The sequence below is a fragment of the Micromonospora sp. CPCC 205561 genome, from assembly GCF_036906775.1.
GTDB lineage: Bacteria > Actinomycetota > Actinomycetes > Mycobacteriales > Micromonosporaceae > Micromonospora.
In genome coordinates this window covers 1-12,867 of the sequence record NZ_JBAKHV010000032.1, presented here as the reverse complement: position 1 = coordinate 12,867, position 12,867 = coordinate 1, and the positions used below count along the sequence as shown (strand labels likewise).

Here is a 12,867-nt window from a genome sequence, read left to right as displayed (position 1 = left end):
GTCAGGTGAGGTCGCCGGCCCGCAGGCGGGCCACCCAGGCGGCGGCGTCGGCGTAGTCGGCGTCCGCCAGGCCGGGCGGGGCCGGGACCGGGCCCTTGCCCGTCGCGGGGAACCGGTGCCGGGGATACGAGCCGAGGAAGCGCACGTCGGCGCAGACCCGGCGCAACCCCTGCAACGCCTCGCCGAGCCGCACGTCCGCCACGTGCCCGGTGCAGTCGAGGAAGAAGACGTACCGGCCGAGCGCCTCCCCGGTGGGGCGGGACTCGATCCGGGTCATGTTGACCCCCCGGACGGCGAGCTCCATCAGCACCGACAGCAGCGCGCCCACCCGGTCGTGCGCGATGTACACCGCCAGGGAGGTCACGTCGTCGCCCGTCGGCGGCGGGGGCGGCCCGGGGCGGGAGAGCAGCGCGAAGCGGGTCACCGCGTCCGGGTGGTCGGCGATCTTCTCGCCGAGCACGTCGAGCCGGTGCCGGCCCGCCCCGATCGGGGCGCAGATCGCCGCGTCGTACTCGCCGGCGGCGGCTCCCGCGGCGGCCGCGCCGTTGGAGAGCACGTCGACCACGATCGCGTCCGGCAGGTGCGCGCGCAGCCAGCCCCGGCACTGCGTGGACGCCTGCGGGTGAGCGGCGACGCTGCGCACGTTCGGGATCGTCGTGCCCGCCCGCGCGGCGAGCACGAACTCGACCGGCAGGATCACCTCGCGGGTGATCACCAGGGGCTCGCCCTCGGCGAGTTCGTCCAGGGTCACCCCGACCGCGCCGCCGACGGAGTTCTCCAGCGGCACCAGGGCCGCGTCCGCCTCCCCGGTCCGTACGCTCTCCAGCGCCTCCGGCACGCTGCGGGCCGGCGTGCGGTTGCCCCGCTCGGCGACGGGGATGGTGTTCAGCGCCTGCTCGGCGAAGGTGCCCTCCGGCCCGAGGTAGACGAAGCGCGTCGGCGGTGTTCCCGGCATGGCGACAGCCTACGCACCCGGCAGGCCGGGCGACCCGGCATCGCAGACGAGCGTCCGGATGCCCGGCGGGCCGGCGGCGCGCACCTCGGCGGTGCAGACGTCGGTGCCGGCGGTGACCAGTTGCGGGGCGCCCGGGCGTCCCCGGGTGACCACCTGGAGCGCCTCGTGCCCGGTCACGTCGAGCAGTGTGTAGTGCCACTCACCGGCGCAGAGCGGCCCGTTCTTCACCCGGACCCGGACGCTGGCCGGGAGCACGCCGCCCCGGCCGCGTACCAGGTCGACGATCCGCGCCCCCGAGGGGCCGGTCGGGCAGGGGGTGGCGACGAGGCCGGCGTCGGCCGTGCCGGTCGCTCCGGCACCGGGCAGACCGGTGGCGGGCGGCGGGCTCGGCGTGGCGCTCGGCGTGCCGCTCGGGTGGGGCCCGGCCGCACGGGTCGGGACGCTGGTCGGGGCGGGCCGTTCCAACCCGGGCGGGGTGCCGCAGCCGGCCAGGGCCAGCAGCCCGAGGGCGAGCAGCCCGAGCCCCGCCAGCCGGCGCGGCCGGTCGTGCGGTGCCCGAGCCGGCACGACGACGGCCGGCCGGGGCGGGACCGGTCGCCGGGTGGTGCGGGCACACGGCCGGCCCGCTCCGGAGCGCCCGGGTTCGGTGCCGGGCGGGCGGGCGGGGGAGGCGTGGCGCGGAGGGTGGGGCGGCACGGCCGATCCTCGGGACATCGGGAAGCGTCACTGCGGCCGGGGGGGCCGAGCCCATCCTAGGAGCAACCGGCGGCCGGGTGAAGATCAGCCGAGGACGCGATGGCCGGCGCGCTCCAGCGCGGCGGTCGCCTCGCGGACCCGCACGGCGGGGACCAGCAGGTAGTCGGTGTCGTACGTGGAGAAGGCGACCACGCTCACCCGGGCGGCGGCGAGGGGGTCGACCAGCGCGGCGAGGGTGCCGCTGACGGCCGTGTCGAGCGGCCCGACCACCCGCAGGCAGCGCCAGGCGGTCTCGGCGACGGCCTGCTCGGGCGCCCGGTCGGCGGGGCAGATCAGCGAGATGCCGTCGGCGGTCCAGCTCACCGTGACGACGTCACCGTCGCCCAGTCCGCCCGCCAGCTCGGGCGGCAGGGCGGAGTCGGCGGCCAGGCGGCACACGGCGTACTCCCCCGGCAGCAGAGCGATATCGAGCATGAGGGCACCCTACGGCCTCGGTGCCGGCCCGCCCCAGCTTCGCCGCGTGCGGCGAACGCCACATCGCGGCGCTGGTCAGACGGGGGAGAAGAACGTCAGCGACCCGGTGACCGCCCCGTGGGTGAGCACCGGGGTGGAGATCGCGTCCACGGTCGAATCCGGCGCGTCGGCCGCCGCGCCCTGCACCCGGAGCAGCCCCCGGGCCAGGCGTTCGGAGGAGAGGGCCAGCAGCGGGGGGATCTTGTCGATCTCGGGCTCGGTCAGCTCGCCCCGGTTGGCGGTGAAGTCGAGCAGCCGCAGCCCGCCGTCGAGCAACGGCAGGCCGATCACGTCCTCCGGGGCGCCCAGGCAGAGCAGCTCGCACCCGGAGGCGGAGACGGCGACCACCCTCGTCTCGGAGTCGATCAGCAGGCACGGCTCATCGGCGCGGGAGACGGTCGCCGACCACCGCCCGACATTGTCGGACTCCTGCTCTGTCGATGTCCCCGCCGTTGGCGCGAACACGTCAGAGAGCGAGAGTTCGACGTGGGCCACCGCGCCTCCTATGTGCACCGACTGTCCGTCCACGCTAGCCGGTCGTCGCGGATGCCGTCGGCCGCGTGGGGCCGCCGGACCGCCGATGGGTGCGGCAGCGACCTGACCGGGCGGTCTGCGACGGCGCGGCCGACGGGTGCCGGCCGGCACCCGGGTGCGTGGCGTCGCCGGTGACGTTACCGCCGGTTCGCCGGCTTGTCAGCGGCCGTTCGGCCGCCCTCGTACCACCGGTAGTCGGCGGCCGGACGGTACGCGCCGTTCATCCAGGTGTCGGGGTGCTGCGCGACCCGGGAAAGTTTTTCGGCGGTCGCCGGGCTGATCCGGCTGCCCCCGGCGACGAGCAGGCGGTCCAGCTCGCGGTGGGTCGCCATGAGGCAGTCCTTCGGCAGGCCGTAGACGCTGATGACGCCGGAGCCGACGAAGGTCAGCACCGGCGACACCGGGATCGACAGCCCCACCGCGTCGGAGAGCGCCTTGCTGGCGCGCTTGGCGTCGCGGCGGGCCTCGGCCACGTAGGGCGGTCGCTTGCCGTTGATCTGGACCACGTCGCCGGCCACCAGCACCCGGGCCCGACCGTGGTCGGCGATGGTGACCGCGAAGAGGCCGCTCGGCCCGATGGCCAGGAACCCCGCGCGGTCGTCGCGCTCGTGGTCGAGGAGATCGGCGGCGTCGGTGCGGGGCCACTCGATGACGTGCCAGGCGGGCCCGAGGTGGTCGAGTCGGCCGAGCGCCCGCGCTCCGGCCGCTTCCAGCCGCCGGGCGCCCCGCTCCGCGCGGCGGCGGCGGGCCCACTCCAACGGGGACGGACGGACGGGCGCGAGCACCCCCGGCGACTCCACGCGGGGGTGTGGTACCGCCGCGGGCGGCAGTGCCCGGGCGGACGGTACGGCTCGACGTTCGGGAAAGACAGTCATCGCGACCTCCGGCAAAAGGTCCCTCGAAGTTATGTCCTCACTACCCTACGTCGCCAGTCCCCCGTGTCGGCAAGTTGGAACGCCGGAGTGAGTGCGGATGAATGCCATATTCATCCACCCCTGTTTTATCGGATGCCGCCAAACCCTGTCCTACGCTGCGGTGGTGACCCACTACGTGGACAGCGAAGTCGGTCGGCTCGGAACCGTGCTGCTGCACCGTCCCGGCCCCGAACTCGCCCGACTCACCCCCCGCAACAACGACTCACTCCTCTTCGACGCGATCCCCTGGGTCGGGCGCGCCCAGGAAGAACACGACGCCTTCGCCGCCGCCCTGCGCGAGCGTGGGGTCGAGGTGCTCTACCTCGCGACCCTGCTCGCCGAGACGCTCGCCGTCGCCGACGCGCGGGCCGAACTCACCGAGGAGGTGCTGCGCTCGCGCAGGCTCGGCCACTCGCTGCGTGCCCGGGTCGCCGAGCACCTCGCGTACCTCGACCCCGCCGCGCTCGCCGACGTGCTCATCGCCGGGCTGGCCCACGAGGAACTGCGGGTCAGCCGGGAACGCCCCGGCGGCCTGGTCTACACCCTGATGGACCGGCACGACTTCGTCATCGACCCGCTGCCCAACCTGCTGTTCACCCGGGACTCCTCGTTCTGGGTGGGCGACCGGGTCGGGGTGACCAGCCTGGCGATGCCGGCGCGGCGGCGGGAGACCACGCTGACCGACGCCATCTACCGGCACCACCCGCGCTTCGCCGGCACCGAACTCGTCTACCACCCCGAGCTGGAGCACCTGGAGGGCGGCGACGTGCTGCTGCTCGCGCCGGGGGTGCTGGCCGTGGGGGTGGGCGAGCGGACCACCCCGGCCGGCGCGGAACGCCTCGCCCGGCAGGTCTTCGCCGCGAAGCTCGCGCACACCATCCTCGTCGTCCCGATCGCCCAGGAGCGGGCGACCATGCACCTCGACACCGTCTGCACGATGGTGGACGTCGACGCCGTGCTGATGTATCCGAACATCGCCCACACGCTCTCGGCCTACACGGTCATAGCCGGGGCGGACGGCGAGGACCCGCGGGTGGACGGCCCGGCGCCGTTCCTTCGGGCCGCCGCCGACGCGATGGACCTGCCCCAGCTCCGGGTGATCGACACGGGCCTGGACCCGGTCACCGCGGAACGCGAGCAGTGGGACGACGGGAACAACACCCTCGCCATCGCGCCCCGGCTCTGCGTCGGCTACGAGCGCAACACGGAGACCAACGCCCAGTTGGAGCGCGCCGGCATCGAGGTCATCCCGATCGCCGGCTCCGAGCTGGGCTCGGGCCGGGGCGGCCCGCGCTGCATGTCGTGCCCCCTGGTCCGGGAGCCGCTGGGCGGGCGGGGAAGGATCCCGTCCTGACGCCGGCGGCGGGGCGGGGGCGGCGCGGGCCGCCCGCCGGGGCCCGGCGGGCGGCGTCCGGCTCAGCGCAGGCTGAGCTGGCGGCCGAGCAGACCGTGGCGGGCACGCCGCCCGGCGGCGTCCAGCGGGGCGGGATCGGCGAGCGCCTCGGCGTACCGCCCGGCGAAGTCGGCGAGCGGCTGCTCCCAGTCCGCCGCCGGCACGTCCTCCGGCAGGTCCCAGACCGGCACCAGCCGCCCGTGGGTGCGGAACATGCCCGCGAAGCGGGTGCGCTCGCCGAGGACCAGCGTCCCGGCCACGCTCAGCCGGGCCAGCGCGTCCAGCGCCGCGTCCTCGTCGTCGGGCAGCACCCAACGCACGTGCGCCTTCTCCGGCACCTGGCACCAGTAGGCGGCCCGGGCCGCCGCGAGCGGGACGGTGGGATAGATCGCGGCGTTCGCCCGCTCCAGGGACGCCTGCACGTTCGGGTCGTCGCCGGCTCCCGGGTCGAGCCAGAAGTCGAAGCCGTCGTGCATGGTGACCTCCAGCGGGCCGTCGACCAGGACGTCCTGCAACCGGGGGCCCGGGCCGGGCAGCGGCGGCACGGCAACCGGCCGGCCCGGCTCGGCCCGCAGCGCGCAGAGCAGCGCCTCGGCCAGGTCCCGGGAGACGTCGCCCGACTGGATGTGGCGCTGAAGCCCGATCAGGACCCGGCCGTCGGGCTTGGTCATCGCCGGGGCGGCCATCGGCAGCACGGTGGCCAGGGTGACCTCCCGGTCACCGAACTCCTCGACCAGGGCGGGGGCGAGCCGCAGCGGCGCGGAGGCGGCGGGCACCAGCTCCCGCAGGGCGATCCACTCCGGTTCGTCCGTCAGCCCCTCGAACGGTCGGGGCACGAAGATGTCGCGCACCTTCTCCCGCTTGGGGGTGGCTTCTGCGGCCCGCTGGCTCTTTCGACGCTTGCTCACGGCGACACAGCCTAGAGGCCCCCGCCGCCCGGCGGGGCAGGACCCGCCTCTCCCGGTCGGTCAGCCGGCCACGGCCAGGTCCGCCCGGGTGACGTCGGCCGGGTCGAACTCGGCCCAGACGCTCTGACCCAGGCCGTCGCGCTCGACGCCCCAGCGGTCGGCCAGCCCCGAGACGATGTGCAGCCCCCGGCCGTCGACGGCGTCGGCGTCGGCGATCCGCATCGCGGGGCCCGCGGTGGCGCCGCCGTCGGTCACCCGGAGCTGCACCTGCTGGCCACCGGCCGAGCCACGCAGCCGCCAGGCCACCCGGACCACCCCGCCGGGCAGCGGATCCGCGTGCCGGACCGCGTTGCCGACCAGCTCGGCCAGGACCGCGACGAGATCGGCCAGGAGCGGCGGGGGCACCACGTCGGTCAGCTCCTCGGCCAGCCGCCGCCGCGCCAGTCGCGCCCCGACGGCGTGGTGGGGCACCACCACGCACCACGCCCGTTCGGCAGCTCGCGTCGACACATCCGTCCCTTTCCCGCCCCGTGCCCGTCGCCGGTCACCCGCGGGGCAGCCGCACCTCTGCGACCGTACCGCCACCGGCCCTCGGTCGTAGGGATACCCATCCATTCTGCTGTTCAACGATCCGGCGGACGAGATAGAGGCCGAGCCCGGCCCCGGGGTAGCGGCGGCGGTCGCCCGACTCGCCCTGCCAGAACCGGTCGAAGGCCCGCTCCACGTGCTCGGGACGGATGCCGATGCCCCGGTCTCCGATCCGGAAGGAGACGGTCGACCCGTCCGCCCCGGCGCTGAGTTCGATGGTCGAGCCCGCCGGGGAGTACTTGCCGGCGTTCGTGCACAACTCGGTGAGCATGGTCGCCACGCTCGGGCGGTGACCGAGCGCCTTGGGCAGGTCGGCGGGGAGGTCGAGGACGAGCCGCTGCCGCAGCTCCGCCGGGAGGTCGCCCGCCGCCGTGCGCAGCGCGTCGCCGAGGTCGTACGGGGCGGGAGGCTCGTCGCCCGGCCCCGCCTCGGCCGCCGAGGAGAGCAGCCGGTCGACCAGCCTGGCCAGCTCGTTGGCGCGCTGCCCGATCACCCGGGCGGCCTGCCGCCGGTCGGTCTCGGTCAGCGACTCCCAGTGGTCGGTGAGCGTGTCCGCGTAGCCCTTGATCACCGTTACCGGCGTACGCAGCTCGTGGCTGGTCACCGCGACGAAGAGGTCGCGATCGTGGTCGCGGCGCTGCTGGTCGGTGATGTCCCGGAAGGTGACCACGCGCAGGGTGCCGGGGCCCGGCAGCTCCCCGGAGGTGACCTTCAGCCAGCGGCCGTCCGGCAACCGGTGGTCGAGCACCTGCCCGGGCGGCGGCAGCGGGAAGGGCAGCGGCCGGCTCAGCGCCTCGGCCGCGGAGCGGCCGGTGACCTGGGCGGCGGCCGGATTCCAGAGCCGGACGTGACCGTCGCGGTCGACCACGGCCAGGCCGTCCGCCAGCGCCGCCACCACCGGGCCGTCGCCGTGCACGGGCAGCCCGGTCTGGTCTCCGTACATGTGGGCGATGCAGGAGGCCACGTAGCTCACCACGGCGTGCTGCCCGGCGTCCGGGGGAGCGTCCGCGTCCGGGTGGAGCACGTGCAGGCTGCCGACCGTCAGGCCGCCGATCTCGACGCGGGAGACCACCATCCGCAGCAGGCCCCGGTCGGCGAGCTCACCGGCGAGCTTGCCGGCGAGGCCGTCCGTGCGGAGCTCGCGCACGCGGGCCCCGGAGAGCAGGCAGACGGTGGCCGGGTCGTCGGCCGGTACGGGGTGGCCGACGGCCCACTCGGCGGCGCCGGTCGCCGCGATCACCCGGCCACCGTGCGGCGTGAACTCGACGAACGCCGTGCCGGCCGCGCCGAGCGCCGACTGGGCCACCCGGAGCAGGTGGGTGAGGACGGGGAGGCCGGCGTCGCCGGAATTGATCATTTCGATCACCGCGGTGTGGCCGGTGATGAGAGCGGAGAGGTCGGGGCGCTCCGGCATGCCCCGAGTCTGCCCCGTCGGCCGTCGTCCGGACACCCCTGCCCGGCCGGTGTCCCGCCACCGGACGGGGAGGCCTCGGCCGGCGCGGCGGGCCGCGGCGACAGCGCCACCGGATCAGCGTCCCAGGCGGGCCAGCGCCTGCGCCGGCCGGTCGGTGATGATGCCGTCCACCCCGGTGGCGAGGACGAGGTCCAGGTCGGCGGGCTCGTTGACGGTCCACACGTAGACCTGGTTGCCGGCCGCCCGCAGCGCGGGCACCAGCTGCGGGCGGGCCCGCACCAGGGCGACACCGGGACCGGCGACGCGGGTGCCGAACGGCAGCCGGCCCAGCGGCAGCCAGCGCGGCAGCACCTCCAGCAGCAGCACCGTGGGAAGCGCGGGGGCCAGTTCGCGCATCCGGCGGATGGCCAGCGGGGAGAACGACATGACGGTGACCCGTACCGGATCGTCCGGTTCGGGTTCGGCCAGGCCGTGGCGGCGCAGCAGGGCGGCGAGCCGGCGCTCGACGTTCCCGCCGTGGCGGCAGGGGTGCTTGGTCTCGATCAGCATCCGTACGGGCCGCCCGGCGGCCCGCACCGCGTCCAGCAGCCGCTCCAGGGTGAGCAGCCGGGTGTGCGACTCGTCGAGCACCTCGTCCCCGTCGGCCGGCACGCAGCCCGGGTGCCAGGAGCCGAAGTCCAGCGCCTCCAGCTCGGCGAGGGTGCGCGCGCTGACCAGCCCGCGGCCGTTGCTGGTCCGGTCGAGCCGACGGTCGTGCACGCAGACCAGGTGCCCGTCCCGGGTCAGCCGGACGTCGCACTCCAGCCCGTCCGCGCCCTCGTCGAGGGCGCGCAGGTAGGCCGCGAGGGTGTGCTCTGGCAGGTCGTACGAGGAGCCGCGGTGCGCGAAGACCAGGGGGTCGCCCATTGCGTCCGTCCTAGAGGACCCGGCCCGGCCGCCCGTCCTCGGCGACCACCGGCCGCCCGGCGGCGGCCCACTCGCCCATCCCGCCCTCGACGTTGCGCACCTGGTCCCAGCCGTTGCGCATCAGGTAGGTGACGACCTGCGCGGAGCGCCCCCCGGAGCGGCAGATGACGGCGACGTCCCGGTCGGTCGGCACCTCGGCGATCCGGGCCGGCAGCTCCATCATCGGCAGGTGGTGCGCCTCGGGGGCGTGGCCGGCGTTCCACTCGTCGTCCTCCCGGACGTCGAGCAGGTAGGCGTCGTCGCCGATCTCGGGCACGGTCACGGTGGGAACCTGGGATCCGAACACGGGCCAAGCCTAGAGCCTCCCCCGGGCGCCCGTCGGCGGGCCGGTCCCCGTCGTCACAGCCGGGTGACCCAGGCCGGGTTGGCCCGCGCCCAGTCCGGCACCCGGGTGCCGCGTACCGCCTCGAAGAGGCCGTGGCCGCCGTTGTCGAGAACCACGTACGACACCTGGTCGATGGTCTCCGGGTGGGAGGGGATCCGCACCCCGCGCAGGGCGTCCGCCGGCAGGTCGCGCAGCGCGAGGACCAGGTCCTCCAGCGGTACGCCGTTGGTGTCCACGGTCAGCGAGCCCCCGACGGCCCGGATCACCTGGTCCAGCCGGACGGGATCGGTCCGCAGCGACGTCTCGCTGGTGCGTTCCAGCACCGCCCGGAGCAGCTGCTGCTGGTGCGTCTGCCGGTCGTAGTCGCCGCCCGGGAGGTCGTAGCGCTGGCGGACGTAGTCCAGCGCCTGGCCGCCGTCCATCTGCTGGCAGCCGGGGCGGAAGACCCGGTCGGTGTGGATCGAGCGGACCTCGGTGTCCACGCACATGCGTACCCCGCCGAGCAGGTCGATGACCTTGCGGAAGCCGGAGAAGTCGATCAGTGCCGCGCCGTCGAAGCGGACGCCCGTCAGCCGGGCCAGGGTGGCCGAGAGCAGCCGGGTGCCCTGCTGGCCGCCGCCGCCGTGCTCGTACGCCGCATTGATCTTGTCCTGGCCGCCGCCGTAGCCGTTGCCGGCGGGGATGGCGACCAGCAGGTCGCGGGGGACGGAGACCAGGTACGCCTCGCGCCCGCCGGCCGGAACGTGCACGATGAGGATGGTGTCCGACCGCCGGCCCGCCGCGCTGCCGCTCTGCCACCGGTCGGTCCCCACCAGCAGGTAGTTGAGCGGCCCGTCGGCGTCGGTGCGCTCCCGGCGGGCGGTCGGGTCGAGCAGTTGCTCGCGGACCACGGAACGTTCGTACCGGTCGGTCAGCGCCCGCACGCCCATCACGGCGAGCGCCGCCAGCAGCACCAGGGTCAGTCCGAGGCCGAGCAGCAGGCGCGGCCAGCGGGCGCGGCGGGGGCGGGCGGTCCGGGCGCGGTCCCCGGCCCGGCCCCGTTCGTCGCCCGCCGATCTGGACGTGACGCCTCCCCCGCGACCCGTACGTGAATGTCTCTCACGTCAGGCTACGGGGCGGCTGCGACGGCCCGGGCCGCTTCGCCGACTTTGCCCGGGCCGGGCGGCGCTACTGGCGGCTGGAGACGACCTCGGGGTTGGCGAAGACGAACTCGGCCAGCTTGTCCTGTTTGACCGCGTGGAACATGTCCAGCGTCTGCGGGCTCAGCGTCTCCCGGGTGCCGTCGCTGTGGAAGGTGCCGCCGTTCGTCTTCAGCATCACGAGGTCGTTGCCGGTGACCCCGCGCATCGTGAAGACGAAGTCCGCGACCGGTACGCCGCCCGTGTCGAGGATGAACGCCTTGCCGGCCACCTTGATCAGGTCGTTCAGCTTCAACGGGTTGGTCAGCGTGCCGTCCTCGGTGGCCTTGCGGGCCATCGCCTTGATCAGCTGCTGCTGGTTCTGCTGCCGGTCGTAGTCGCCGTTCTTGAGGGACTTGCGCTGCCGGGAGTAGTCCAGCGCCGCCCAGCCCTCCATCTCGCGGCAACCCTTCTTGTGCACCACGGGCGTCATCCGCTTGCCGGTCTTCTTCGCGTCCGCGTTCCACATCGGCTTGCCGTCGACGTACGACATGTGCAGCGACTCGACCTCCTGCTTGACGCAGATCCGGACCGAGCCGAGGGCGTCGATGACGTTCTTGAAGCCGCCGAAGTTGATGATCGCCGCGCCGTCGAAGCTGATCCCGGTCATCTTCTTGATCGTCTGCGCCATCAGCTGGGCGCCGCCCTCCCAGCCGCCGCCGTTGCGGGCGCCCGCCTGGAAGGCTGCATTGATCTTGTCGGTGCCGCCCTGCCAGCCGCTCTTCTTGAAGGCCGGGATCTGGGCCTCGGTGTCCCGGGGGATCGAGATCAGGTACGCCTGGTCGTGCGTCGCGGGGATGTGCAGCACGATGATGCTGTCCGCCCGGACGTCGTCGGCCGCCCACCGCTCCCGGGCGTCCACGCCGAGCAGCAGCATGTCGATCGGGCCGTCCAGGCTCGCGCCACCCTCGGCGTCCGACTTGCCCGCGTCGCCGAGCAGGTTCCGCTGGGCGATGTTGCCCGTGGCCTTGCTGATCAGCGCCTTGCTGCCGACGATGGCGACGCCACTGGTAACCATCAGCACGGCGCCGAGGACCAGGGTGAGCCGGGCCCAGAGCGGGTCCTTGCGCCGCGTCCGCTTCTTCGCGGACCCGGCACCGGTCTTGACGCGCCTGGTGGGCTGCTTGGGGAGGTTGGCGGAGGCCCGGACCGGGCCGCGGGGGGACTCCAGCGCCGGAGGGCGACGGCTGGTCTGAACCGGCATGCGTGCTCCAGCTCGCGTAATCAGGGGGCGGGACCACTGTACGGACGCTTTCCCGTCCTGGCGAGGTCGTCCGAGCGTCAAATGCCGTTCGCCTGGCCGTCACCCAGGGAAACTGACCGAACGTCCAGATCGATACGGCCGGTCGGCGGTTGGCTCACAGGAAAATGGCGGCCGGCCCACAGATTCGTGATGACGGCGGTCGATCACGGTGGGCCGGCCGGCGGGGCGGGTCAGTTTCCGGTGCCGCTCTTCTTCTGGTTGGCGTCCACCCATGCGGTCATGGTGTCGGCGGACATCGCCTTGTACATGGCCAGGGCCTTCTCCTTGTCCGAGACCACCACCGACTCGCCGTTGATGGTCTGGCTGCCGATGTGCGGGCTGGTGACGAAGGTCAGGTTCTCGCCGCGCAGGTTGCGGAACTGGACCCCCATGTCGACCAGCGAGAAGCCCTCGTCGACGGTGACCGCGGCGGTCACCGACTTGAGGAAGTCGTTCAGCTTCTTCGGGTTGGTCAGCGTGCCGGTGCTCGCCGCCTTGTCCATCAGGGCGCGGAGGAAGTCCTGCTGGTGGCGCATCCGGGCGAAGTCGCCGTCCGGGAACTGCTTGCGCTGCCGGATCCAGTCCAGCGCCTCGGCGCCGTCCATGTGGTTGGTGCCCTTGGTGAACGTCCGGTACGGCTTGTGGATCGAGGTGACGGTCCGCTCCACCTTCAGGTCGACGCCGCCCAGGGCGTCGGTGACCTGCTTGAAGCCGGCGAAGTCGATCGCCATCACGTGGTCGAGCCGTACGTCGGTGAAGCACTCCACCGTCCGCACGGCCAGCGGCAGCCCGCCGAAGGCGAACGCGCCGTTGATCTTCCCCCGCTGCCCGGAGCCGCAGTCCGCGTTGGCGCCCCCCGGGATCGGCACGTAGAGATCGCGGGGGATGGAGACCAGATAGGCCTTCTGGTGGTCCGACGGGATGTGCATCACGATGATCGTGTCGGCCCGCCACTTGCTGGACTTGTCGACCGGCGCGTCCGGGTCCCGCGAGTCGCTGCCGACGAGCAGGATGTTCAGCGCCCCGTCCACGGCCTTGGCCGGCCGGCCCCCGGTGATCTGCGAGAACGGGTCGGTGCGGGCCAGGTCCTCGTCGAGGCCGCGGGCGTAGAACCAGGCGCCGGCGCCGCCGAGCAGCGCGAGCACCAGCACGGCCACGCCGGCCACCAGGGCGATCCGGCCCCACCGGGGGCGCGGGCCGCCCGGCCCGCGCCGGCCCGGCCCGTCGGCGAAGTCGGATC

14 protein-coding genes are annotated in these 12,867 nt (G+C 74.2%); 1 reads left to right on the top strand and 13 read right to left on the bottom strand.

Annotated features, from left to right (window positions below):
* Position 1 precedes the first annotated feature (1 nt).
* The 5 genes from pheA to V6V16_RS17685 all read right to left on the bottom strand — a co-directional run bounded on the left by pheA (position 2) and on the right by V6V16_RS17685 (position 3,573).
* Positions 2-955 (bottom strand): prephenate dehydratase, encoded by a 954-nt coding sequence (gene pheA, locus V6V16_RS17705; RefSeq protein WP_334563418.1) that lies wholly within the window; start codon positions 953-955, stop codon positions 2-4.
* Positions 956-964: 9 nt separating this feature from the next.
* A complete protein-coding gene (locus V6V16_RS17700; protein ID WP_442934102.1) occupies positions 965-1,522 on the bottom strand; it encodes a hypothetical protein in 558 nt (185 codons plus the stop codon).
* 213 nt (positions 1,523-1,735) lie between these two features.
* Positions 1,736-2,125 (bottom strand): ACT domain-containing protein, encoded by a 390-nt coding sequence (locus tag V6V16_RS17695; protein ID WP_334563417.1) that lies wholly within the window; start codon positions 2,123-2,125, stop codon positions 1,736-1,738.
* Positions 2,126-2,200: 75 nt separating this feature from the next.
* Positions 2,201-2,659, bottom strand: a complete 459-nt coding sequence (locus V6V16_RS17690) for a hypothetical protein (RefSeq protein WP_334563416.1) — start codon at positions 2,657-2,659, stop codon at positions 2,201-2,203.
* A gap of 176 nt (positions 2,660-2,835) precedes the next feature.
* Positions 2,836-3,573: a hypothetical protein gene (locus V6V16_RS17685; protein WP_334563414.1), complete on the bottom strand. Its 738-nt coding sequence runs from the start codon at positions 3,571-3,573 to the stop codon at positions 2,836-2,838.
* Between the two features lie 160 nt (positions 3,574-3,733).
* Between V6V16_RS17685 and V6V16_RS17680 the strand changes: the two genes are divergently transcribed.
* Positions 3,734-4,966 (top strand): arginine deiminase, encoded by a 1,233-nt coding sequence (locus V6V16_RS17680; RefSeq protein WP_334563413.1) that lies wholly within the window; start codon positions 3,734-3,736, stop codon positions 4,964-4,966.
* Positions 4,967-5,028: 62 nt separating this feature from the next.
* On the opposite strand, the gene V6V16_RS17675 is transcribed toward V6V16_RS17680, so the two are convergent.
* The 8 genes from V6V16_RS17675 to V6V16_RS17640 form a co-directional block, all read right to left on the bottom strand.
* The gene (locus tag V6V16_RS17675) at positions 5,029-5,913 is read right to left on the bottom strand and encodes a DUF5926 family protein (RefSeq protein ID WP_334563412.1); all 885 of its coding nucleotides are present in this window, start codon (positions 5,911-5,913) and stop codon (positions 5,029-5,031) included.
* A 60-nt stretch (positions 5,914-5,973) separates the two neighbouring features.
* Positions 5,974-6,390, bottom strand: coding sequence for an ATP-binding protein (locus V6V16_RS17670; protein WP_334563501.1), 417 nt, complete (start codon positions 6,388-6,390; stop codon positions 5,974-5,976).
* Positions 6,391-6,457: 67 nt separating this feature from the next.
* The gene (locus V6V16_RS17665) at positions 6,458-7,915 is read right to left on the bottom strand and encodes a PAS domain-containing sensor histidine kinase (RefSeq protein ID WP_334563410.1); all 1,458 of its coding nucleotides are present in this window, start codon (positions 7,913-7,915) and stop codon (positions 6,458-6,460) included.
* 114 nt (positions 7,916-8,029) lie between these two features.
* Positions 8,030-8,821 (bottom strand): glycerophosphodiester phosphodiesterase, encoded by a 792-nt coding sequence (locus V6V16_RS17660; RefSeq protein ID WP_334563408.1) that lies wholly within the window; start codon positions 8,819-8,821, stop codon positions 8,030-8,032.
* A 10-nt stretch (positions 8,822-8,831) separates the two neighbouring features.
* Positions 8,832-9,167, bottom strand: coding sequence for a rhodanese-like domain-containing protein (locus V6V16_RS17655; RefSeq protein ID WP_334563406.1), 336 nt, complete (start codon positions 9,165-9,167; stop codon positions 8,832-8,834).
* A 53-nt stretch (positions 9,168-9,220) separates the two neighbouring features.
* Positions 9,221-10,159 (bottom strand): LCP family protein, encoded by a 939-nt coding sequence (locus V6V16_RS17650; protein WP_334563404.1) that lies wholly within the window; start codon positions 10,157-10,159, stop codon positions 9,221-9,223.
* Between the two features lie 214 nt (positions 10,160-10,373).
* A complete protein-coding gene (locus V6V16_RS17645; RefSeq protein ID WP_334563402.1) occupies positions 10,374-11,588 on the bottom strand; it encodes an LCP family protein in 1,215 nt (404 codons plus the stop codon).
* A 230-nt stretch (positions 11,589-11,818) separates the two neighbouring features.
* Positions 11,819-12,867: LCP family protein (locus V6V16_RS17640; protein WP_334563401.1), on the bottom strand; the 1,049-nt coding region annotated here is incomplete at its 5' end.

Coding starts and splice junctions, on each gene's coding strand:
- pheA (WP_334563418.1), bottom strand. CDS start 955: ATGCCGGGAACACCGCCGACGCGCTTCGTCTACCTCGGGCCGGAGGGC.
- V6V16_RS17695 (WP_334563417.1), bottom strand. CDS start 2,125: ATGCTCGATATCGCTCTGCTGCCGGGGGAGTACGCCGTGTGCCGCCTG.
- V6V16_RS17685 (WP_334563414.1), bottom strand. CDS start 3,573: ATGACTGTCTTTCCCGAACGTCGAGCCGTACCGTCCGCCCGGGCACTG.
- V6V16_RS17665 (WP_334563410.1), bottom strand. CDS start 7,915: ATGCCGGAGCGCCCCGACCTCTCCGCTCTCATCACCGGCCACACCGCG.
- V6V16_RS17660 (WP_334563408.1), bottom strand. CDS start 8,821: ATGGGCGACCCCCTGGTCTTCGCGCACCGCGGCTCCTCGTACGACCTG.
- V6V16_RS17645 (WP_334563402.1), bottom strand. CDS start 11,588: ATGCCGGTTCAGACCAGCCGTCGCCCTCCGGCGCTGGAGTCCCCCCGC.